The 22,182-nt window shown below is 57.0% G+C and carries 24 protein-coding genes; 8 read left to right on the top strand and 16 right to left on the bottom strand.

What is annotated here, in order from left to right; genetic code table 11:
- Positions 1-65: 65 nt before the first annotated feature.
- Both IM304_RS19185 and IM304_RS19180 read right to left on the bottom strand, forming a co-directional pair.
- Positions 66-1,061, bottom strand: coding sequence for a LacI family DNA-binding transcriptional regulator (locus IM304_RS19185; protein ID WP_193355914.1), 996 nt, complete (start codon positions 1,059-1,061; stop codon positions 66-68).
- 17 nt (positions 1,062-1,078) lie between these two features.
- Entirely contained in the window at positions 1,079-1,627 is a 549-nt protein-coding gene (locus IM304_RS19180) for a helix-turn-helix domain-containing protein (RefSeq protein WP_148422519.1), read from the bottom strand.
- Positions 1,628-1,729: 102 nt separating this feature from the next.
- On the opposite strand from IM304_RS19180, the gene IM304_RS19175 reads away from it, so the two are divergent.
- Positions 1,730-2,389, top strand: a complete 660-nt coding sequence (locus IM304_RS19175; protein ID WP_193355915.1) for an AzlC family ABC transporter permease — start codon at positions 1,730-1,732, stop codon at positions 2,387-2,389.
- Entirely contained in the window at positions 2,389-2,712 is a 324-nt protein-coding gene (locus IM304_RS19170) for an AzlD domain-containing protein (RefSeq protein ID WP_193355916.1), read from the top strand. Before IM304_RS19175 ends, IM304_RS19170 begins: the two co-directional genes overlap by 1 nt.
- Before the next feature lie 39 nt (positions 2,713-2,751).
- Here the strand turns inward: IM304_RS19170 and IM304_RS19165 are convergent, their stop codons facing one another.
- From IM304_RS19165 to fdhD, 6 genes are all read right to left on the bottom strand, one after another.
- Positions 2,752-3,342, bottom strand: a complete 591-nt coding sequence (locus tag IM304_RS19165; protein ID WP_193355917.1) for a hypothetical protein — start codon at positions 3,340-3,342, stop codon at positions 2,752-2,754.
- The gene (locus IM304_RS19160; RefSeq protein ID WP_193355918.1) at positions 3,333-5,762 is read right to left on the bottom strand and encodes a fimbrial biogenesis outer membrane usher protein; all 2,430 of its coding nucleotides are present in this window, start codon (positions 5,760-5,762) and stop codon (positions 3,333-3,335) included. Before IM304_RS19160 ends, IM304_RS19165 begins: the two co-directional genes overlap by 10 nt.
- Positions 5,763-5,779: 17 nt before the next feature.
- Positions 5,780-6,463 carry a fimbria/pilus chaperone family protein gene (locus tag IM304_RS19155; protein WP_193355919.1) on the bottom strand — a complete coding sequence of 228 codons (684 nt, stop codon included), beginning with the start codon at positions 6,461-6,463 and terminating at the stop codon, positions 5,780-5,782.
- Between the two features lie 74 nt (positions 6,464-6,537).
- Positions 6,538-7,236 (bottom strand): DUF1120 domain-containing protein, encoded by a 699-nt coding sequence (locus IM304_RS19150; RefSeq protein ID WP_193355920.1) that lies wholly within the window; start codon positions 7,234-7,236, stop codon positions 6,538-6,540.
- 406 nt (positions 7,237-7,642) lie between these two features.
- On the bottom strand, positions 7,643-7,855 hold the full coding sequence (locus IM304_RS19145) for a DUF1471 domain-containing protein (protein WP_015569916.1): 213 nt from the start codon (positions 7,853-7,855) through the stop codon (positions 7,643-7,645).
- 114 nt (positions 7,856-7,969) lie between these two features.
- The gene (fdhD, locus tag IM304_RS19140) at positions 7,970-8,806 is read right to left on the bottom strand and encodes a formate dehydrogenase accessory sulfurtransferase FdhD (protein WP_148422526.1); all 837 of its coding nucleotides are present in this window, start codon (positions 8,804-8,806) and stop codon (positions 7,970-7,972) included.
- A gap of 382 nt (positions 8,807-9,188) precedes the next feature.
- Between fdhD and fdnG the strand changes: the two genes are divergently transcribed.
- Genes fdnG through fdhE form a run of 4 tightly spaced genes read left to right on the top strand, consistent with a single transcriptional unit; the run spans position 9,189 to position 14,712 of the window.
- On the top strand, positions 9,189-12,239 hold the full coding sequence (gene fdnG, locus IM304_RS19135) for a formate dehydrogenase-N subunit alpha (protein ID WP_148422527.1): 3,051 nt from the start codon (positions 9,189-9,191) through the stop codon (positions 12,237-12,239).
- A gap of 12 nt (positions 12,240-12,251) precedes the next feature.
- Entirely contained in the window at positions 12,252-13,154 is a 903-nt protein-coding gene (fdxH, locus tag IM304_RS19130; RefSeq protein WP_003861960.1) for a formate dehydrogenase subunit beta, read from the top strand.
- A complete protein-coding gene (fdoI, locus tag IM304_RS19125) occupies positions 13,151-13,786 on the top strand; it encodes a formate dehydrogenase cytochrome b556 subunit (RefSeq protein ID WP_015569914.1) in 636 nt (211 codons plus the stop codon). Before fdxH ends, fdoI begins: the two co-directional genes overlap by 4 nt.
- Positions 13,783-14,712, top strand: coding sequence for a formate dehydrogenase accessory protein FdhE (gene fdhE / locus IM304_RS19120; protein ID WP_022652077.1), 930 nt, complete (start codon positions 13,783-13,785; stop codon positions 14,710-14,712). Before fdoI ends, fdhE begins: the two co-directional genes overlap by 4 nt.
- Before the next feature lie 39 nt (positions 14,713-14,751).
- Here the strand turns inward: fdhE and IM304_RS19115 are convergent, their stop codons facing one another.
- The 8 genes from IM304_RS19115 to IM304_RS19080 form a co-directional block, all read right to left on the bottom strand.
- A complete protein-coding gene (locus IM304_RS19115) occupies positions 14,752-15,123 on the bottom strand; it encodes a type II toxin-antitoxin system VapC family toxin (protein WP_193355921.1) in 372 nt (123 codons plus the stop codon).
- A gap of 2 nt (positions 15,124-15,125) precedes the next feature.
- Entirely contained in the window at positions 15,126-15,368 is a 243-nt protein-coding gene (locus IM304_RS19110; protein WP_023618112.1) for a ribbon-helix-helix protein, CopG family, read from the bottom strand.
- 122 nt (positions 15,369-15,490) lie between these two features.
- A complete protein-coding gene (gene fabY, locus IM304_RS19105; RefSeq protein ID WP_176609165.1) occupies positions 15,491-16,432 on the bottom strand; it encodes a fatty acid biosynthesis protein FabY in 942 nt (313 codons plus the stop codon).
- Between the two features lie 44 nt (positions 16,433-16,476).
- Positions 16,477-16,914, bottom strand: a complete 438-nt coding sequence (gene dtd, locus IM304_RS19100) for a D-aminoacyl-tRNA deacylase (protein WP_148422532.1) — start codon at positions 16,912-16,914, stop codon at positions 16,477-16,479.
- Entirely contained in the window at positions 16,911-17,792 is an 882-nt protein-coding gene (locus IM304_RS19095) for a virulence factor BrkB family protein (protein ID WP_193355922.1), read from the bottom strand. The genes dtd and IM304_RS19095 overlap by 4 nt, the downstream gene beginning before the upstream one ends.
- Positions 17,786-18,385 carry a glucose-1-phosphatase gene (gene yihX, locus IM304_RS19090; protein ID WP_193355923.1) on the bottom strand — a complete coding sequence of 200 codons (600 nt, stop codon included), beginning with the start codon at positions 18,383-18,385 and terminating at the stop codon, positions 17,786-17,788. The genes IM304_RS19095 and yihX overlap by 7 nt, the downstream gene beginning before the upstream one ends.
- A gap of 118 nt (positions 18,386-18,503) precedes the next feature.
- On the bottom strand, positions 18,504-19,304 hold the full coding sequence (locus IM304_RS19085; RefSeq protein ID WP_193355924.1) for a DeoR/GlpR family DNA-binding transcription regulator: 801 nt from the start codon (positions 19,302-19,304) through the stop codon (positions 18,504-18,506).
- A 34-nt stretch (positions 19,305-19,338) separates the two neighbouring features.
- On the bottom strand, positions 19,339-20,235 hold the full coding sequence (locus IM304_RS19080; RefSeq protein ID WP_193355925.1) for a sugar kinase: 897 nt from the start codon (positions 20,233-20,235) through the stop codon (positions 19,339-19,341).
- Positions 20,236-20,390: 155 nt separating this feature from the next.
- On the opposite strand from IM304_RS19080, the gene yihU reads away from it, so the two are divergent.
- Both yihU and yihT read left to right on the top strand, forming a co-directional pair.
- Positions 20,391-21,281 (top strand): sulfolactaldehyde 3-reductase, encoded by an 891-nt coding sequence (yihU, locus tag IM304_RS19075; protein ID WP_193355926.1) that lies wholly within the window; start codon positions 20,391-20,393, stop codon positions 21,279-21,281.
- Between the two features lie 17 nt (positions 21,282-21,298).
- On the top strand, positions 21,299-22,174 hold the full coding sequence (yihT, locus tag IM304_RS19070; RefSeq protein ID WP_193355927.1) for a sulfofructosephosphate aldolase: 876 nt from the start codon (positions 21,299-21,301) through the stop codon (positions 22,172-22,174).
- Positions 22,175-22,182 lie beyond the last annotated feature (8 nt).

Raw genomic sequence — 22,182 nt, 5'->3', positions numbered from 1 at the left:
CGAAACGTTTCGGATACAAACCAAAACGTTTCGGATCTGTGATCGAGTTTGGAATTTTGCGTAGATTAGGCCGTCTGGCCCGGAGAGAATTCAGGCTGCCAGAGCACCTGAAGCGTGCTGATGTCGTCGCCGTTAATCAGCTGGCGCACCATACCGGCAATCTGTTTCCCGACGCCCTGACGGGTTGACTGGATCACCGCCGCCACGTCGATATCGACGATACTGTCCTGCGGTAAGCCGTCGTAGACCACCAGAGAGACGGCGTTTTCACCAGACAGGCGTCCCATCTGCGCCAGCGCCATTGCCGCGCCGTCGCCGTGGGTATTGCAGTCGGTGATGATGGCCGTGGGCGGCTGCGGCAGAGAGAGAAGTTCTTTCGTGGTGGCGTACCCCACGCGGCGCGAAGGCGGCATGGCGCGCAGCCATTCGCTTGAAAGCCCCGCTTCCCGCAGCGCGTCGAGATAGCCCTGACGACGCTGGGTAATAAATGCCTGATTGTTGCTTTCGCCCAGCAGGGCAATGCGCTGATGGCCTTTTTCAATCAGCCAGCGGGTGGCCTGATAGGTGCCGGCATAGTTATCGAAATCGAACCACGCGTACGGCTGCGGCAGCTGGCTGCGCCCGAGCGCCAGGAACGGAAACCCGGCGGCCTGCAGCTGCTCCAGGCGCGGATCGTGATCCAGCGTGTGCGCCACAATCAGCGCGTCCACGCGCCGGCTTTGCACCATGCGCATATAGCTGTGCTTGTCCGCCAGATCGTCATCGGCGATGAGCAGCAGGTCGATCTCATGTCGCGCCAGTTCGTGGCTAATTTCGCCGACCATGTCCATAAATACGCTGTTATTGAGCGGAACGGGATGGACCGGGAAAACGAGCCCGACGGCGTCAATTTTGCCCATCTTCAGGCGACGGGCAAAGGTATTAGGCCGGTAGCCACGGCGCTGGGCCTCCGCCTCCACGCGGGCGCGCGTCTCAGCAGAAACGTCATCATACCCGTTGAGGGCGCGGCTGACGGTGGTGACGGACAGCCCCAGTTCTTTAGCAATGGCTTTAAGCGACATGATTTTCCGTATCTTCGTTAATTTTGTTCGGCCACCAGAAGCGCGTGCGTGTCTGGCTCCAGCGCCTTAAAGATATGCGGCTGGTCGGCGGGGTAGCAAATGTAATCTCCCGGACCAAGCTCTTCCGCCGCGTCGACCAGGCCAACCATCGCCCGCCCCTGCGTCACGATGATGTGTTCGACCGATCCGGGCGGATGCGGCTGGGAAATACGGTCGGCTCCCGGCTGAGTCAGCAGCAGATAAATATCGCGACGCGCGCCCGGCGGACACGCCGCCAGCAAAATAGCCTCGTAGTTCGCCTGCCCGGCGACCACTTTTGTTCCTTCGCCGCGGCGGATCACCTGCGTGGCAGGCTGCTGCGGCTCCAGAAGCCGGGCGAAGGGAATATCCAGCGCCACGCACAACGACCAGAGCGTTTCCAGGCTAGGATTGCCGTTGCCGGACTCCAGCTGAGAAAGCGTGGATTTGGCGATCCCGGCACGGCGTGCAATCTCCGCCAGCGAAAGCCCGGTTCGCAGGCGTTCCCGCACCAGGCTTTTGGCGATCACGCTGATTGGCTGCGTCATAAAACGGCCTCTGTCTCTCTATAACGAACGAATCGTTCGCCTTGTAAAACGTTTTTGATGCGTTCATTATAATGGAAATACGTTCGATATGGCTAAAATGGTATGAAACATCACCTCTCTTGCCTGAAAGGCGACACGATAAAAGCGATTGTCCTGGTCTGCCTCGCGGTGGGCGTGGTCGGCATGTCCTACGGCTCGCTGGCGATGGCCTACGGCTTCCCGCTCTGGGTGCCGTTTATCCTCTCCCTCACCGTGCTGGCGGGCGCGTCTGAATTTATGTTTATCGGCATCGTGGCGAGCGGCGGCAACCCGCTGGCGGCGGCCGCTGCGGGTTTACTGGTGAACGCCCGCCACGTGCCGTTCGGCGTAACGGTGCGCGACCTGGTGGGCAAGCGCGGCCTGAGCCTTTTGGGCTGCCATATCATGAACGATGAAAGCGTGGTGTTCGGCCTGTCGCAAAAAACCGCCGAGCAGCGAAAGGCGGCCTACTGGCTGTGCGGCCTGGGCGTGGCGATCGTCTGGCCGCTGGGGGCGGTGCTGGGCGCACTGGTCGGCACGCTGCTGCCTGCCCCGGAAACCATCGGGCTGGACGCGGTGTTTCCGGCGATCCTGCTGGCATTAGTGGTACCGGCATTTAAAAACCGCACCACGCTTGTCCGCGCCTGCAGCGGCGCGGCGCTGTCGCTGGCCGCCGTGCCGTTCGCTCCGGTGGGCCTGCCGGTTCTGCTCTCTTTACTGGGTCTCGCCGCGAGGAAAAAATAATGGACAACATGACGGTCTTTATTCTCGGCATCGCCATTTTATCTGCGGGAACCTATCTGATGCGTCTTGGCGGAGCCAGGCTCGGCAGCCGGCTGGCGCTTTCTGAACGCTCGCAGGCGCTGCTTTCAGATGCGGCAACGGTGCTGCTGTTCTCCGTCGCGCTGGCGACCACCTTCTATGAAGGGGAACACTTCGCCGGGATGGCGCGCGTGCTGGGCGTGGGATTTGCGGTGTTTCTGGCCTGGCGCAAAATGCCGTTGATTGTGGTGATCGTGGCGGCTGCGGTAGTGACGGCGCTGCTGCGCCTGGCAGGAGTAGAGTAAAAAAGCCCGACAGCGCGCGTCCGTCGGGCAAGGCGGCGTTTACTGCGCCGCGAGGGTAACGTAATTCACCGTCAGCATTTCTTCGAGCTCCGCCGTATTGCCCGTCTTAAACGCGCTATCGTTAAGGTAAGTGACCACGGAGAGCGTAACGACCAGCTGTTTGCCCGCCACCTCGCTGCCGTTCACCGCCACGAGAGACATATCCGGCGGCAGCACGACCTCCGCCGCGCCAGCGGTTATCTGCGCCGATCCGCGCGGCACGGCTGCCAGCTGCACGGCACCATTATCCATGCGGGCCTCTTTCGCCGTGATTTTCAGCACGCCGCTGTCGCTGAAGCGATACGCTTTATTTCCACGGGCCGGACCGTCCACCTGAAGTCGGATCCTGCGCGCGTCCGGGCAGATGGCCGACACCTGGATCTCACGCTCTGACGAGGCGTAGCCCCGGTACGTTTTCCCGCCTATATCCGTGCTGACCTCGCGCATCGTCTCCCGACGCAGCAGACCATTATTGATAGTCTTTACTGAAGAAACGACCTGACACTCCTCTTCTGCCAGGACGGAGGAAGCGTGGCTGAGGGCGACGCAGGCCAGCAGCAGTAAACACGTGCGACGAATAATCAGAGACATTTTCCGTTTATCTCCTCGTAGAATTGAGTGGGGTCCGCTTCCGGTAAGCTAAAGCTCAGCGTGCAGCGGCCAGTATCCAGCTTCGCGTACAGCGTCTGGCTGGCGGAAATATCATTGAGGAAAATGATGCCGTCCTCCGGTGCAGAGGTGACGTACTCCCCTGTGCCGTTCACAACGGAGACGCCTTTCGGTAACGGCGTGCCGTCCGCGCGCGTAATGTTCAGCAGCACGCGGCGCTGGCTCAGGGTGGTGAACTTCCAGTGAGCAAATGCCCCGTGGGAGGCCTTCAGCGACGCGTGGCCGTTGCTGACGTCCAGGTTGCCCGGCAGGCTTTGGGTATCTATCTCAACCGTACTTTCGCTAAACGGCGTCAGGGCGGGGACAACCGCTCTGCCCCATTTGTCCGTCCAGACGTTTCCGCGCGGGGTGCCGATCGCCACTCCGGCAACGGGCTTGTCCAGCGCCACAACCGCATAGGTATCCGTCACCGGATAGGGAGAGAAGGTGACGCCATCACCGTGCGCGACAACGCCGCCGCTCAGCGCGATCGAGGAGTTGCGGTTGCTTTCATTGTCACCGCCAATCCCCAACGCGAGCGTGGTGTAGTGCAGGTTACTGTTCAGTGAACCATCCCAGCTGGTTACGCTGTCGTCGCGATCCTGAGAGACGCCCACCGTGTAGGTATTTTCATCGTTAAGTGAACCCATTGCGCGGGTGCCGTAAGAGGCTTTGCCCTCGTTTTCACGATACCAGCTGTTGGTGGACACGCCGGAGCGGCCCAGAGGCACAGAGACGTTCACGTAAAACATATCGCTGTCGCTGGCGTACTTATCACCGTGGCTGATGTCTGACTCCCAGTTTACGCTGACGTTGAAATAGCGGAACGACCGGGACCATGACGAAATGATGCGGCGGCTGTCGTATTCGCTGTTCCAGGTCTGGTTGTTGTAATAGCTCAGCGAGAAATGGCCCAGCGTCGTGTTAGCCCAGCTTACGCCAACGTTGGTGTCGTATTTCGTGGTCGAGTAATCGTCGTCGTCGCTGTAAAGCTCCTGCATTTCCCGGTACTTCGGCGTACCGTAGCTCCCGCCAAGGGACAGGCCGAGCCCCCACGGTAATGCGTAGCCGAGATCCAGCGTGGTTTTGTTACCGTCGGTTTGCGAGAGGTTATCAACGGAGCCGAGAAAGCCCAGCGAGGCGTACATATGCTGCATCGGCACGGTGTCAACGTTGGCGGAGAAGCCGTAATAGTGGTTATCCGCCATCACCATGCCGGCGAGAAAGTTCATCCGGCTGTTAATGGACCAGCCGTTTGACGCGGCGACAATCCACGGCTGCGTAAAGCTCGTCTCCATGTCCTCCGCACGCCCGACGGCCAGGGAAAAGCCCGGCGCGCGGCCCACGTGGTTGCTACGGAAGGTGCTGGCGGCAACCGTGAAATGGCTTTCGCTGCCGTCGGTTTCCGCCACCGTGACGCTTAAATCCGTGTTCAGGTTGGCAATGGGTACATCGCTTAAGGTGAACGGCCCGGCCGGCACCAGCGTGGAGAAAATCAGCTGTCCGCCCTGGCGAATGTCCACGCGCGCCTGGGCGTTACGGGCTATACCGCTCACCTCAATGCCGCTGCTATAGCCAGGCTGAAGGGCGTTATCCGGCATCATCTGTACGCCATAAATGCCCGGCATACTGAAGCGGCTGTTGGCGATGTTAATTTGCCCCCCCTGCACCATCACGCCGTAGTCGGTAAAGGTGCGCTGTGCATAGGTATAAAGCGATTCGCTCTCGAAGGCCATGCCGCTGCCGTCGCTGATAAACTGCGAGCTGCGCACAATCCAGTCGCCGGCGTTAAAGCCAAACTCAAACGAAGACTGAAAGCGATCGGATTTATCATTATCGAAGTCGTAATGGGTGCCAAACATGGAGTAGTTCAGCATAGCCGCGCGTCCGCCGCGCACGTCAGCCACCTGACGGCCGCTTTCCGGGTTAATGGCCTCTGGCGGAACAACCAGTGAAATTTCGTCGACGTCCGGAGAAGTGACGACCGTCGCGTTTTTCCAGTACTGGTGAATTGAAGGGCACGTTTCGCGCTTGAGTTTTTTATATAACCCAGCGGCATCCAGAAATTCGCTATCAATACAGGGAAGACCTTCGTCATTAAACTTCACGGGCATAATGCCGCGCTTTTTGCCGTTAATTACCACGGTGACGTTATGATAGCCCGGTATAAATCGCGGGGAGACGGCATAATAGTCAGCAATTGCCGGATCGAGGCCACTCTGTTTTAACGCTTCGGTATCGAAAAACGCTCTTGCCAGCTCCATAGCGGGCGCTGTAGTGGGATGAATTTCTGCACGAATGCCGAACGCCACCGCGCTCAGGCAAAATGCCAGCACGCCTGTTTTACAGGTGGAAATTATCATGGCCACTCCGTCTTTTATTATTTTAATTCAGCAACGTAAGAACCGGCTTTATAGCCAAAGCGGGTGGCAGGGTACATTTCCACCTTGTTATTCTGCCCTGATAATGTGTTATCCGACGCCGCTATCATCGTCTGTCCGGGAAGAATATAGCTTTTGTCGAATTTCACCTTAATTCCGGACGGTAGTAATTTTGCGTGTTGCTCCATACGCACCACATAAGGGGTATCGTTTACCACCGTCAGGCTGCCGTTTTTAATCTGCCAGCGCAGATCTTTCCAGGGCTCCATATTCACGTCGAGACCTGCCGGGCGAATAATGACGGGCAGATTCTGGCTGAAAACCATTTTCACTTTATTCTGCTCTCGTTGCGGAATAGTGGAAAAGATGACGCGCTTTAAGTGTTCAGTTTTTAATTTTTCCGCGCTGTCTTTTAAGACAAAGCGTACGCGCTGCGTTTTTCCGGCATTCACGCGCACCACCGGTTGAGTGACAACCACGCCGGGTTTTGGATCGTCCGGTAAATCGACAATGCGGGTATAAAGAAGCTGGGCGGTATCGTCGCTATTTTTCACATCCATGCTCGCTCCCCGCTCGTCTTCGTTAATTAACAGCAGAGAAGTTTCTGGCACCATACCGGCGGCAAACGTCTGCAACGACGAAAAGAGGCAAACGCAGAGCAACGTTTTTTTACAGAGAATCATAATATTAGTCCGTTAATATTGATGGGGACTGCTCCCCTAATCAGAGGAGCAGTGAATTATCAACAGTGCGATAATCAGAGGTAAACCAGCTCTACGTTGGTTAAACCGTCCAGCGTCACTTCATCCGTGACGTTTAAATCGTTGGTTGGGTTAATTGTGGCGCTTACAGCAACTTTGAAGTTGATCTTACTTTCTGGAGAAGGCGCGCTACCTGCCTTATCTGAAGTGAAAGCATATATTTCAGAATTGTCGCTGTTAATTTGCATATAGTCGGCGCCTCTAACAACCCAGCCTTTTCCGCCATCTATGCTTATCAATGGATAAAGTGGATCACCATTACCATTAGTGTTTGCGCCCTGGTTGCGGAATAACGCTAATGCATAGGCACCAATTTTTTTATCGTTATACATTCCCAGACCAAACACAGAATTTGGTGAGCCTACAAAACCATTACCTATTTTGACACTTTCTGTTGGAGAGGAGTCGTCACGCGCATCGGTAAACTTCACCGCAACACGCGTGGCTTCCTCACAGGTAATGGTAACGGGAATTTCTTTCATATCCGCCAGCGGGGTTTCACTTGTCGAATTGAGAGAGGAAACTTTCATGGTACCGAAGTCAGCTACACCGCCGCCGCTTGGGAAGGCTGGGGTACAGGATGACGGAAGAATTTTACCGGTGACCTTAATATCAATGCTTTGTGCAGCCATGGCCGTATTAACCGACATCGCTAACGCTGTGGCCAGCACTCCTTTTTTGATAAGCGCGTTCATTCAATTTCCTTATTAAGGTGAAGTACAAATAAAGCCAAATGCCAACATTTGACCAAGGGGTTAGAAAATCAATATTAATTGCAGGAAAATACCAGCATCAATAACCCCTATCAATTATCTGCTTCATCTTTAGGATTAACGCCTGAGGAATTCCTTAATTATTAAGATCAAGCATTTGGAAAACGAATATAACAAGCAAGAAAATTGCTTCGGGTGAGAAAAAGCATAGATTTAAATAATATTATCGCCAACCTGGCCAGAAATATTATTTTAGAGGTTTATTTAACGACGAAGGATAAACAGAAGAGACAATAAAGAGGAAATAAGGAGAGGTAAAGCCTTTGCCAGTGATATTTAATTTACACCTGTCCCCGCTCCGAAGAGCGAGGGACAGTGGCAATACGGCTTATTTGTTCAGTTCAGCGGTCATGTGCACGCGGTTACCGGTGAACGCCTGGGTAATTTTGTAGGATGACGCGCCCGCTTCCTGAGCCTGCGCGGCGATTTTCGCTTCTGCACCATCCAGCGTGGAGGCGGAAGCGGTGACGGTCTGTGCAGCGAAAGAACCGAATGAAGCAGCCAGAGCGATTACAGCGACAAAAGTTTTGATGCTTTTCATGATTTAAACCCTTTCGTTAAGTTGTTTAGGTAAGGCACCGTGCCTTGATGAGATAAATATTAGTCCTCATCCCGTTCAACTGATAGCGGAAGGATTTGCTATTATCATTCAAAATTACTGATTAACTATTAACCGCTGTGGATGGGTATAAATCGTCGCCCTTCCCGGCTTGCAGAACCCCACCAGCGTCAGGTTGCAGCGCTCCGCCACTTCCACCGCCAGCGTGGTTGCCGCCGACACCGCAAACAGGATCTCTACCCCGCACATCGCGGACTTTTGCACCATCTCATAGCTGGCGCGGCTGGAAACCAGTGCCGCGCCCTGCTGCCAGAGCGTGCTTTCCCGTGCGCGGCGGCCTAACAGCTTATCCAGCGCCACGTGACGGCCCACATCTTCATGTCCGCCCGCAATATCCCCGGACGGCAAAACCCACGCCGCCGCGTGCGTACAGCCGCTGAGCTGGCCGACAGGCTGCACGTCGTTCAGGTGCCCGAGCGCCCGGTCAAGATGCGCCAGATTAAACGTCTGGGTAAACGGCAGCGGGACAATGGGCTTGCCGATATCGTTAAGCTGTTCAACGCCGCACACGCCGCAGCCGGTTCGTCCGGCCAGCGCGCGGCGGCGCGCTTTCAGCCCCATAAAGCGACGGCTGGAGAGCTCAATTTGCACTTCAAGACCGTTGCAGGCCTGCACGACGTCCATGCCGTAGATCTCCTGCGGATGCGCAATGATGCCTTCCGAGAGGGAAAAACCAATGGCGAACAGCTCAAGATCTTTCGGCGAGGCCATCATCACCACGTGCGAAATACCGTTGTACACCAGGGCAACGGGAACTTCTTCCGCCAGAAAATCCGGCGTGGCATGCGAAATGTGGGGCGGTCTGTGCACCGACAGTTCCACGATGCCCGCAGGCAGTGGCGACGCGTGGGTAGCACGGTTTTGTTTAGACACAACGGTATTCCTGAACAACCACGGAAGTGAGCCTGCTATTGCAGCATAAATCACAGGCGATACGCATAGTATGGATCAACTTTTCAGCAGCCATCTTCGACAAGTTTACCTACTCACTTGGGAGAGGTGCAACCTGCCTCCTGCTACACCCCTTTAACATGCAGGGTTAATATTGTGATTGATATCACATTTTATAATCAATGGAGTGATAATACGTTCACTTTGTTTTAACGCCGTTGGAACAGGCGTACCGACATTGTGGTATTCTGGGCATATCCCTCGGAGACATGAGGGATTAACGCAAATTTTTCTCCTTTGCGGTCCATTCTCAACCGCGAAGTAAAAACTACATATATAAGCAATGTCGAACAAGGAGTGACCCATGCAGGTCAGCAGAAGGCAGTTCTTTAAGATCTGCGCTGGCGGTATGGCAGGCACCACGGCGGCGGCACTGGGCTTTGCGCCCGGCGTAGCGCTGGCGGAAACGCGGCAGTACAAACTGCTGCGTACCCGCGAAACCCGTAACACCTGTACGTACTGCTCCGTCGGCTGTGGGCTGTTGATGTATAGCCTCGGCGACGGTGCGAAAAACGCCAAAGCATCTATCTTCCATATCGAAGGCGACCCGGATCACCCGGTCAACCGCGGCGCGCTGTGCCCGAAAGGGGCCGGTCTGGTGGACTTTATCCACTCCGAAAGCCGCCTTAAATTCCCGGAATACCGCGCGCCTGGCTCCGACAAGTGGCAGCAAATTAGCTGGGAAGAGGCGTTTGACCGCATCGCAAAACACATTAAAGAAGACCGCGATGCCAACTTTATTGAGAAAAACGCCGACGGCGTCACGGTTAACCGCTGGCTCTCCACCGGGATGCTGTGTGCTTCAGCGTCCAGTAACGAAACCGGTTATTTAACCCAGAAATTCACGCGCGCACTCGGCATGCTCGCGGTCGACAACCAGGCGCGTGTCTGACACGGACCAACGGTAGCAAGTCTTGCTCCAACATTTGGTCGCGGTGCGATGACCAACCACTGGGTCGACATCAAGAACGCCAACCTTATCGTGGTGATGGGCGGTAACGCCGCTGAAGCGCACCCTGTCGGGTTCCGCTGGGCGATGGAAGCCAAAATCCACAACGGTGCGAAACTGATTGTGATCGATCCCCGCTTTACGCGTACGGCGTCAGTGGCGGATTTCTACACCCCTATTCGTTCAGGTACTGACATCACTTTCCTGTCAGGCGTATTGCTGTACCTGATGACCAACGAAAAATATAACCGCGAATACACCGAAGCCTATACCAACGCCAGCCTGATCGTGCGCGAGGATTACCACTTCGAAGATGGCCTGTTCAGCGGTTATGACGCCGAAAAACGCAGATACGACAAAACCAGCTGGAACTACGAGCTGGACGAAAACGGCTTTGCGAAGCGCGACACCACCCTGCAACACCCGCGCTGCGTGTGGAACCTGCTGAAAGAGCACGTTTCGCGCTACACGCCGGACGTTGTGGAAAACATCTGCGGTACGCCGAAGGCGGACTTCCTGAAGGTCTGCGAGCTGATTGCGGAAACCAGCGCGAAAGATAAAACCGCGTCGTTCCTGTACGCGCTCGGCTGGACGCAACACTCCATCGGCGCGCAGAACATCCGCACCATGGCGATGGTTCAGCTGCTGCTCGGCAACATGGGGATGGCAGGCGGCGGCGTGAACGCCCTGCGCGGCCACTCCAACATTCAGGGTCTGACCGACCTCGGCCTGCTGTCGCAAAGCCTGACGGGTTACATGAACCTGCCAAGCGAGAAACAGACCGACCTGCAAACCTACCTGACGGCCAGCACGCCAAAACCGCTGCTCGAAGGCCAGGTGAACTACTGGGGCAACTATCCGAAGTTCTTCGTCTCGCTGATGAAAGCCTTCTACGGCGACAAGGCGACGGCGGAAAACAGCTGGGGCTTTGACTGGCTGCCGAAGTGGGACAAAGGTTACGACGTACTCCAGTACTTCGAGATGATGCACCAGGGCCAGGTCAACGGTTACATCTGCCAGGGCTTCAACCCTGTGGCGTCGTTCCCGAACAAGAACAAGGTTGTCGAGTCTCTGTCGAAGCTGAAGTTCCTGGTGACCATTGACCCGCTCAATACCGAAACCTCGACCTTCTGGCAGAACCACGGTGAATCGAACGACGTCGATCCGTCGAAGATCCAGACCGAAGTGTTCCGTCTGCCGTCCACCTGCTTCGCGGAAGAGAACGGTTCTATCGTCAACTCCGGCCGCTGGCTGCAGTGGCACTGGAAAGGCGCGGACGCCCCGGGCATCGCCATGAACGACGGCGAGATCCTGGCCGGTATCTTCTTACGCCTGCGTAAGATGTACGCGGCTGAAGGCGGCGCGAACCCTGAACCAGTTCTGAACATGACCTGGAACTACTCGACGCCAGAAAACCCAGCGCCGGAAGAAGTGGCGATGGAGAGCAACGGTAAGGCGCTGGCGGACGTTATCGACCCGGCTACCGGTGCGGTTCTGGCGAAGAAAGGCGATCAACTCAGCACCTTCGCGCACCTGCGCGATGACGGTACCACCTCAAGCGGCTGCTGGATTTTTGCCGGTAGCTGGACGCCGAAAGGCAACCAGATGGCCAACCGCGACAACGCCGACCCGTCGGGTCTGGGCAATACGCTCGGCTGGGCATGGGCGTGGCCGCTGAACCGCCGCATCCTCTATAACCGCGCATCCGCTGACCCGCAGGGCAACCCGTGGGATCCGAAGCGTCAGCTGCTGAAGTGGGACGGCGCGAAATGGGGCGGCGTGGATATTCCGGACTACAGCACTGCCGCACCGGGCAGCGATGTCGGGCCGTTTATCATGCAGCCTGAAGGGATGGGCCGTCTGTTTGCTATCGACAAGATGGCGGAAGGGCCGTTCCCGGAACACTACGAGCCGTTTGAAACGCCGCTGGGCACTAACCCGCTGCACCCGAACGTGGTCTCTAACCCGGCAGCCCGTATCTTCAAGGGCGACTTTGAAGCGCTGGGTAAAAAGGACAAGTTCCCGTACGTGGGTACCACCTACCGTCTGACCGAGCACTTCCACTACTGGACCAAGCACGCGCTGCTTAACGCCATCGCGCAGCCGGAACAGTTTGTGGAGATCGGCGAGAAGCTGGCGAACAAGCTCGGCATTGCCCATGGCGATACCGTGAAGGTCTCCTCCAACCGTGGCTATATCAAAGCCAAGGCGGTGGTGACCAAGCGTATTCGCACGCTGAACGTTCACGGTCAGCAGGTGGATACCATCGGTATTCCGATCCACTGGGGCTATGAGGGCGTGGCGAAGAAAGGGTTCATTGCGAACACCCTGACGCCGTTCGTCGGCGATGCGAACACGCAGACGCCGGAGTTTAAGGCCTTCCTCGTGAACGTGGAAAAGGTGTAACGGAGACGACTTATGGCTTATCAATCTCAGGATATTATCCGTCGTTCCGCGACTAACGGTTTCACGCCCGCGCCTCAGGCGCGGGACCATCAGCAGGAAGTGGCGAAGCTTATCGACGTAACCACCTGTATCGGCTGTAAAGCCTGTCAGGTGGCCTGTTCGGAGTGGAACGACATCCGTGACGAAGTGGGTCACAACGTTGGGGTGTACGACAACCCGGCGGACCTGACCGCCAAGTCCTGGACGGTAATGCGCTTCTCGGAAGTGGAGCAGAACGACAAACTGGAATGGCTTATTCGCAAAGACGGCTGTATGCACTGTGCGGATCCGGGCTGCCTGAAGGCATGTCCGTCAGAAGGGGCTATCATTCAGTATGCTAACGGTATCGTCGACTTCCAGTCCGAGCAGTGCATTGGCTGCGGCTACTGCATCGCGGGCTGTCCGTTCGACGTGCCGCGCATGAACCCGGAAGACAACCGCGTCTACAAATGTACGCTGTGCGTTGACCGCGTAAACGTCGGCCAGGAGCCAGCGTGCGTGAAGACCTGCCCGACGGGCGCTATCCACTTTGGCTCCAAAGAGGATATGAAGACGCTGGCGGCCGAGCGCGTGGGCGAGCTGAAAACCCGTGGTTACGATAACGCTGGCCTGTACGATCCGGCCGGGGTTGGCGGCACGCACGTGATGTACGTGCTGCACCACGCCGACAAGCCGAATCTGTATCACGGCCTGCCGGAGAACCCGGAAATCAGCGCCACCGTGAAGTTCTGGAAAGGCATCTGGAAACCGCTGGCAGCGGTCGGTTTTGCTGCCACCTTCGCAGCGAGCATCTTCCACTACGTCGGTGTTGGTCCGAACCGCGCGGAAGAGGAAGACGATAACCTGCATGAAGAGAAAGACGAGGTGCGCAAATGAGAAAACGTGACACCATCGTGCGCTACACCGCGCCGGAACGTATCAACCACTGGGTCACCGCCTTCTGCTTCATGCTGGCGGCGATAAGCGGGCTGGGGTTCTTCTTCCCGTCCTTCAACTGGCTGATGCAGATACTGGGTACGCCGCAGCTGGCGCGCATCCTTCACCCGTTCGTGGGTGTGGTGATGTTTGCCTCGTTTATCATCATGTTTTTCCGCTACTGGCACCATAACCTAATCAATCGGGATGATATCTTTTGGGCGAAGAATATTCGTAAGATCGTCGTCAACGAGGAAGTAGGTGATACCGGGCGTTATAACTTCGGTCAGAAATGCGTATTCTGGGCGGCGATTATCTTCCTGGTCCTGTTGCTGGTGAGCGGCGTGATCATCTGGCGTCCGTATTTTGCGCCTGCTTTCTCAATCCCGGTGATCCGATTTGCGCTGATGCTGCATTCATTTGCCGCAGTAGCGTTAATTGTGGTTATCATGGTGCATATTTACGCCGCCCTTTGGGTGAAAGGCACCATTACCGCGATGGTGGAAGGATGGGTAACCAAAACGTGGGCGAAGAAACATCACCCGCGCTGGTACCGTGAGGTCCGCCAGAAACAGGAAAAGTCATCTGAATGAGTATTCGCATAATCCCGCAAGATGAGCTGGGGTCGAGCGAGAAACGTACGGCGGAGTATATTCCGCCGTTGTTATTCCCCAGACTCAAGAACCTCTACAACCGCCGCGCAGAGCGCCTGCGCGAGCTGGCAGAGAACAACCCGCTGGGCGATTTTCTGCGTTTTGCCGCGCTGGTAGCCCATGCGCAGGAAGTGGTGCTGTACGACCACCCGCTGCAAATGGACCTCACCGCACGCATCAAAGAAGCCAACGAGCAGGGCAAGCCGCCGCTGGACATTCACGTCCTCCCGCGCGACAAGCACTGGCATAAGCTGCTGCATTCGCTGATTGCCGAGCTGAAGCCCGAGATGAGCGGCACGGCGCTGGCGGTCATTGAGAACCTGGAAAAAGCCTCCGATCAGGAGCTGGAAGAGATGGCGAGCGCGCTGTTCGCGTCTGACTTCTCGCTGGTGAGCAGCGATAAAGCGCCGTTCATCTGGGCCGCGCTGTCGCTCTACTGGGCGCAAATGGCGAGCCTGATCCCGGGTAAAGCCCGCGCCGAATACGGCGAAGCGCGCCAGTTCTGTCCGGTGTGTGGCTCAATGCCTGTTTCCAGCATGGTACAGATCGGCACCACTCAGGGGCTGCGCTATCTGCACTGCAACCTGTGTGAAACCGAGTGGCACGTGGTGCGCGTGAAGTGCAGCAACTGCGAGCAGACTCGCGATCTGAACTACTGGTCGCTGGAAAATGAAGACGCGGCGGTGAAGGCCGAAAGCTGCGGCGACTGCGGGACCTACCTGAAGATTCTGTATCAGGAAAAAGACCCGAAAGTCGAAGCGGTGGCCGACGATCTCGCCTCGTTGATTCTGGACGCCAAAATGGAGCAGGAGGGCTTTGCCCGTAGCTCTATCAACCCGTTCCTGTTCCCGGGTGAAGGGGAGTAATCTCCTGAGAGAGTGCCGGGCAGCGCAAGCTTGCCCGGCCTACAGGTGGTAAGGGGAAACAACCCCGGCTATTCCGGCAAAGTCTTTGGTATTGCGCGACACCAAGGGACAATTTCTGCTCTGGGCTGTGGCCAAAATGATGGCATCAGGTAGTTTCATTCCATGCTTTTCACGCAGTATCACGCTTCTTTCCGCGATATCACGAGACACATCAATAATTTCAAAAGCGCCCATCACGGCTGCCGTTTTCGCTTCATGACCATGCCTGCGCGCGCCCACCATCACTTCCATCCAGGTAATTAAGCTGATGGCACGATGCGACGCGGTACGATCGATCGTATCCGCCGCTTCAACACGATTGTTAAAGAGATCGATGAGAATATTGGTATCAAACACTGCCATGTGTTCCATGATTACCACTCCTCGCGCAGCTTACGCTCATACTCCAGCCCATCCTCTTTGCGGTCTCCCCACAGGCCAAGCGCATCGCGGATAATCGAAGAACTCTGTTGGTCGAGGTAAAGCTCAATGGCTTCCCGCAACAGTTCAGCGCGCGGCTGATTTTTCAGCTGCTTGAGGTTATCCAACCGTTGAATCACGTCATCAGACAAATCGATAAGTATTCTGCCCATATCAAGTTCCGCCAAAACGCTCATATATCACCTTAGTATATCATCTGCGGTTAATTTTCAGGCAAAATACACTTAACGAATACAGGGATAAAGAACGTTTTGAAAATGGCGAGCGCTTTTGCGAGTCGTCTTCCAGAAGCTGGACATTACTCCTCCTCGTTCCCGCCCTCTTCATACGCGCCATACGGCTTAGCGGGAAGCACGATATAGGTGCCTTCAAACACCGCGCCCGGGGTTTCATCCCCGAACAGTTCGACCTGCATCTGCACGCGTGCCTTACGGCCGCGCGCAAGACGGTCGAGATCGCCACCCAGCGCGCCCAGGTCGGCCACCGCGCTCGGCTTGCCGCTGATCGGCGCGCTGTAGCGGATATGGGCATCGGCGAGAATAATAGTGCCGCCCAGATGACGCTCGCGCAGCATGAGCCAGATCAGCCCCCAGCCGGTGAGCGTGGCCAGCGAAAACAGGCTGCCGGCAAAAAGGGTATGGTGCGGATTCTGGTTGCCGGTTTCCGGCATGGTGGTGATGAATTTTTGCCCGGTATATTGCTGAATGCGCACGCCCATTTTTTCACTGAGCGGGATGTGTTGATACCAGGCCTGCTGGAGCTGCCCGCACCAGTCGGCGCGATGGAGAATGTCATCGAGCGTGGCGATGGGTTTGATCATTAAAAAGTGACGGATCGGCGTGGTTTGCGGGGCGGCGATTTCCCCCTGATTCACAAAACCGAGCTTAGCAAAGAACTCGACGGCATCTTCGCGGGCGCTACAGGTCACGCGCTTCACCCCTTCCTGACGGGCGACGGATTCCAGCGTCATCGCCATCAGCGTGCCGAGGCCTTTGTCCTGAACGGAGGGGTGAACGGCCATAAAGCGAATAGAGGCTTCGTTGTCGGCGTTGATATACAGACGCCCCACGGCGACGAGGTTACCCTCTTCATCAACCACCATCTGATGATGCGCCATTGCATCCCAGGCGTCGCGTTCAGATCCTTTCGGTTGATGTAATGGCTTGCGCAGCATTTCCCAGCGGAAATGGTAATAAGCGTCTAATTCTTCTTCCGTTTGCGGTACTCGAAGGTGATACATAGCTGTACTCTCTCTTGTTACCCGCGGCCAGGCCGCCAGTTGGCTCATACCTGGAGCCAGAACGTGACGGGGCCATCGTTTACCAGCGATACCTGCATATCCGCAGCGAATCGTCCGGTTTGTGTAGGCATTTCCTGTTGGCGACAGCGCTCAACAAAATACTCGTAAAGGGCTTCTGCGCGATCCGGGGCCGCGCCTTTTGAGAAACTCGGGCGCATGCCGCGTTCGGTATCGGCGGCCAGCGTAAACTGGGAGACCACCAGCACGCTGCCGCCAGCCTGCTGGACGTTCAGGTTCATCTTGCCCTCCGCATCGCTGAAAATGCGGTAGCCCAGCACGCGCTCGCACAGGCGGTTGGCTTTTTGCTCGTCGTCATCCTTTTCGACACCCAGAAGCACCAAAAGTCCTGGGCCGATTTCACCCGTCACCTCATCCGCCACGGTGACGCTGGCACGGGTTACGCGCTGAATTAATGCAATCATGGTTGGTCTGCTTCTTGTTGTTTTTCAGCTTCTGCTGCTTTTTTGAGTTCCCGGTAGACCCCGAGAGTGACAGTTATTTCCGCACCAAGCAAGACGATACACCACGTCCAGTAGACCCAGACAAACAAAATGGGGATCACCGCCAGCACGCCGTAAATCAGCTGATAGGAGGGGAACATGGTGATATAAAGCGCGAATCCTTTCTTGCCCAGCTCAAAGAGCAACGCAGCCACCAGCGCGCCGATAACCGCGTCCCGGTTGGGTACGCGGATAGTCGGCACTACGCTGTAAAGCAGCCAGAACGAGAGCCACGACAGGATCAGCGGGAAGATGCGCAGCACGTTATCAATCACGCTGTTTAAATCGCTCGCCCAGCGCAGCGAAAGAAGATAAGAGCTGATGGCCAGGCTTGCCCCCGCCAGCAACGGGCCGAGGGTTAAAATCATCCAGTAGACGGCAAAGGAATACACCTTCGGCCGGGCTTTTTTACTCCGCCAGATGGCGTTGAGCGCGCTGTCGATGGAGTACATCAGCAGCAGCGCGGTGACGATAAGCCCGCACGCCCCCACCGCCGTCATCTTGCTGGAGTTAGCCACAAACTGTTCTATGTAGTTCTGGATAACGTCGCCGGTGGCAGGAATAAAGTTCGCGAAAACGAAGTGGCGAAGCTGCATGCTCACATCGGCAAACATCGGAAACGCGGAAAAAAGCGCAAAAACCACCGCCACCAGCGGCACCAGCGAGAGCAACGACACGTAGGCGAGATTGCCCGCCAGCGTGGTCATGTTGTCCTCATCGATGCGGTGCCAGAGGAGCTTCAGCCACGCTCTCAGCGGGCGCGTGTGGTGGTTGGCTTTTTGATGAACGGTTTTTAGCATAACTGCTTCGCAAAGTAGTTCGGTATCGTCTCTTTTCCGGTCACCAGAATTGAGGTGATACCTGTCTGGTTAGCTCCCTCTATATTATCGACGTTGTCGTCGAAAAAGACCGCATCCGCCGCCGTGAATCCTTCCTCCTGCAACACCGCCTGATAGATCTGCGCCTCCGGTTTACGCATCCCCATCTCCTGGGAGAGATACACTTTATCTGCCGCCGCGTGGATTTCCGGGTATTCATCCGGCCAGAAGGTGGTATGCAGGCGGTTAGTATTCGACAGCACAACGACGCGATGCCCCTGCGCGCGAAGCTTGTGCATGATGTCGATCACTTCCGGGCGGATCGCGACAAATACCGCCTGCCAGCCGTGGGAAAACTGCTCGTAGCTCAACGAGAGCCCCATCTCCTGACAGAAACGTTCAGCGAACGCTTCGTCGCTGATTTCACCGCGCTCGTGCAGGTGGAAAGTCTCGCCCATCGCGAAATTCTGCTTTAACGTCGCCAGCGGAACACGGCTAAAATCGCTCCATGCGCCCAGCACCCGGTTAAAATCGATATCGACGATTACATTTCCTAAGTCAAAGATATAAAGCATGTTTATCTCCTTTCGCCGTGGAAAACTAACTGTAGCGGGAAAGAGAAACTTTAGCTATGCACCAGATTCAGCTTAAAGACAGGAACGGCCCGAAACGGAATATCGGGCCATAAGACGATCAGCCAGCCTGCTGCTCTTCTCCTGAATGAACCTCGACAACCTCAACCTTGCTGGATTTAAGATGGTTGTGCAGCGCCGGGCCGGGCAGCTCATCGGTGAAAAGCGCCGTTGCCTGAGCCACGTTGCCGATTTCAACCGCCGCGGAGGCGTGGTATTTCGTATGATCGGCCGCCAGTAAAATGTGGCGGGAATGGGCGATCATGGTCTTAACCACGCTGGCTTCATTGACGTCAAACTCCATCATGGCGCCGTCGTGTTCAATCGCCCCCACGCTGGTCACGAGATAATCCGCCCGGAAGCCGGAAACGAATGCCGTCGCCGCCGGGCCGATAATGCCGCCGTTATGCGGGCGCAGCGTACCGCCGGGCACCATCACCTCAAAACGCGGATTCTTATAAAGAATGTGCGCCACCCGCAGGCTGTTGGTGATGATGCGCAGATGATTATGGTTAAGCAGCGCCCGGGCAACGTGCTCCACGGTCGTCCCGATAGTGATAAAAATGGTTGAGCCATCGGGAATATAGTCCGCAATCGCTTCGGCAATCGCCCGTTTTTCTTCGGTAAGCGAGACTTCGCGCTGCTCAAATGCCGTGTTCACCACGCTGGATGCCCTGCCCGCGCCGCCATGATGCCGCGTGATCAGCCCCTGCTCGCTGAGCTTGCGGATATCCCGGCGCACCGTTTGCGTCGACACATCCAGCAGCTGGGCCAGTTCATCAATGTTCATATAGCCGCGTTCGGCAATCAGCGTCAGCAGACGATCGTGGCGCGGGTTGCCGGTCAGTTCGGTAAGGCTCATGGGCTGTCCTCTGAAAACCATCACGCCCCGCATTTTATACAAAAAGTGACAAAAAAGAGCGGGTTTGATCACAGTCGGGTATACCCGCGCGCCCGCCGGGCCTGGTACATTTCAGCGCGGCGACGGCGCTGGCAAAACGCACGGCGTCTGCGGCGGCGGAGTGCTGGGCCAGGCTGAACGCCAGCGCGCCGTGGAAAACGTCGCCCGCGCCGGTAGTATCAATGACGTTCACCTCAAAGCCCGGCTGATGGCATAACGCGCCGTTCTCCAGCCAGAAGCAGCCGTCTCGCCCCTGGGTGACGTATACGTGACCATTTGTGAGCGTTTGTGCTTTTTTCAGCGCTTCTTCGGCCTCATCCCGCTGCGTTAAGCGCCGCAGTCCCGGCGCGGAGAAGGCCGCGTGGTCGCTCAGGGCAACCAGCTCTGCGATGTCCTGCGGGGTAACATCCGCATCAAGCAGGGTCGGCACGCCCCGCTGGCGGGCAAGGGTAAACGCCTGTTTTGCCCCGTCATGCCAGCGCACGTCCGCTAACACAATATCCCACTGAGAGAAGTCGATTTCATGCAGCCAGTCTGCCGCAGCAGGGAGATCCGGGCTGGGGTAGTTTGCAATGACGCGCTCCCCGCTCGCGTCCACCAGCACCGCCGACTGTGACGAACGGGCCCCCTTAAACACGCGCGTGTAGCGGGTGTTCACCCCCAGGGAGCCCAGCTCCGCAAGCAGCCGTCGGCCGGTATCGTCGTCCCCCACCCGGCCAATAAAATCCACTTCCGCGCCCAGCTTCGCCGCTGCCACCGCAGCCGTTGCCGCCGGGCCGCCGCCCACTTCCGTATAGTCTTTTGCGACATATTTCCCACCTTCCTTCGGTAAATCATCGAGATACCAGATGCGATCCAGTACGGTAATGCCGACACAAGCAATGCGAGTCATGGTGATTCCTTCTGCGATTTCTGATGCCTTCATTTTAATTTCAGCAAATGTTTAAAAAGTGACCCCTGTCAATTTTTTGACTATAAATTACAAATACGATCAAAAACAGACAACACAAACGCGCAGAAATTGACACGATATGACAGGAGAGAGGCATGTCAGCAATCGCATTTATCGGTTTAGGGCAGATGGGCGCGCCAATGGCGAAGAATCTGTTGAAGCAAGGTCACCGGCTTCAGGTCTTTGATGTGAACCCGCAGGCGGTTAAGGTCCTGGTGGAGAGCGGCGCGAAGGCGGCGGCAACGCCCGCACAGGCCGCAACGGATGCCGAGTTCGTCATCACCATGCTGCCCAACGGCGACCTGGTGCGCAGCGTACTGTTCGGCGAGCACGGCGTGTGCGAAGGGTTATCCCGCGACGCGCTGGTGATTGATATGTCGACCATTCATCCCCTGCAAACCGACGCGCTGATCCGCGACATGGCTGACCGCGGCTTCAGCCTGATGGACGTGCCCGTCGGACGCACGTCTGACCATGCCATCGCCGGCACGCTGCTCCTGCTGGCAGGCGGCACGGCGCAGCAGGTTGAGCGCGCCACCCCCATATTGATGGCGATGGGCAACGAGCTGATTAACGCAGGCGGGCCGGGCATGGGCATCCGCGTGAAGCTCATCAATAACTACATGAGTATCGCCCTCAACGCCCTCTCCGCCGAGGCGGCCGTGCTGTGTGAAGCCCTCGGCCTCTCCTTTGAGGTGGCGCTGAAGGTGATGAGCGGCACGCCGGCGGGCAAAGGCCACTTCACCACCTCATGGCCGAATAAGGTGCTGAAAGGGGATCTTTCCCCCGCCTTCATGATCGACCTTGCGCATAAAGATCTGGGGATCGCCCTGGACGTGGCCAACCAGCTCCACGTGCCGATGCCGCTGGGCGCGGCCTCCCGCGAAGTTTACAGCCAGGCCCGCGCCGCCGGGCGCGGGCGCGAAGACTGGACGGCCATTCTTGAACAGGTTCGCGCATCTGCCGGGCTGAAAAAATCACACTGATACGAAAGGACTGAGGAATGACGATGTACACCCTGAAAGATATCACCCGACCTTCCGGCGGTTTTGCGATGCTGGCCGTGGATCAGCGCGAAGCGATGCGCCTGATGTTTGCCGCGGCAGGCGCGCCGGTGCCGGTTACCGACCAGCACCTGACGGATTTTAAGGTCAATGCCGCGAAAATTCTGTCCCCGTACGCCTCTGCCATTCTCGTCGACCAGCAGTTCTGCTATCGCCAGATTGTGGAGCAGCAGGCCGTGGCAAAAAGCTGCGCGATGATTGTAGCGGCCGACGAGTTTATTCCGGGGAACGGTATTCCCGTCGACAGCGTGGTGATAGACAAGAGCCTCGACGCTCAGGCCGTCAAACGCGACGGCGGCAAGGCGCTGAAGCTGCTGGTGCTGTGGCGCAGCGATGAAGATCCGCAGCAGCGGCTTGAGATGGTGAAGGCGTTCAACACCCTGTGCCACGACAGCGGGCTGCTGAGCATTATCGAGCCGGTTGTGCGTCCGCCGCGCCGCGGTGCCGCGTTTAACCGCGAGCAGGCGATTATCGACGCGGCCAAAGAGCTGGGCAACAGCGGCGCCGACCTCTACAAAGTGGAGATGCCGCTGTTTGGCAAAGGCACGCAGCAGGAGCTGCTGGCGGCCTCGCAGAGGCTGAACGAGAACATCGCCATGCCGTGGGTGATCCTCTCCTCCGGCGTGGACGATAAGCTATTCCCGCGCGCCGTGAGCGTGGCGATGCAGGCGGGGGCATCGGGCTTTTTAGCCGGACGCGCCGTCTGGTCATCGGTTATTGGCCTGCCTGACACCGGGCTGATGCTCCGCGACATTTCCGTACCAAAACTGCAGCGTCTCGGTGAGATCGTCGACGAAATGATGGCTCGCCGTTAAGAAAGGAC

The sequence above is a fragment of the Enterobacter cloacae complex sp. P40C2 genome, assembly GCF_014930695.1.
Classification (GTDB): Bacteria; Pseudomonadota; Gammaproteobacteria; order Enterobacterales; family Enterobacteriaceae; genus Enterobacter; species Enterobacter pasteurii.
The sequence above is the reverse complement of the archived record's forward strand: the minus strand, read 5'-3'. Positions and strand labels throughout refer to the sequence as shown.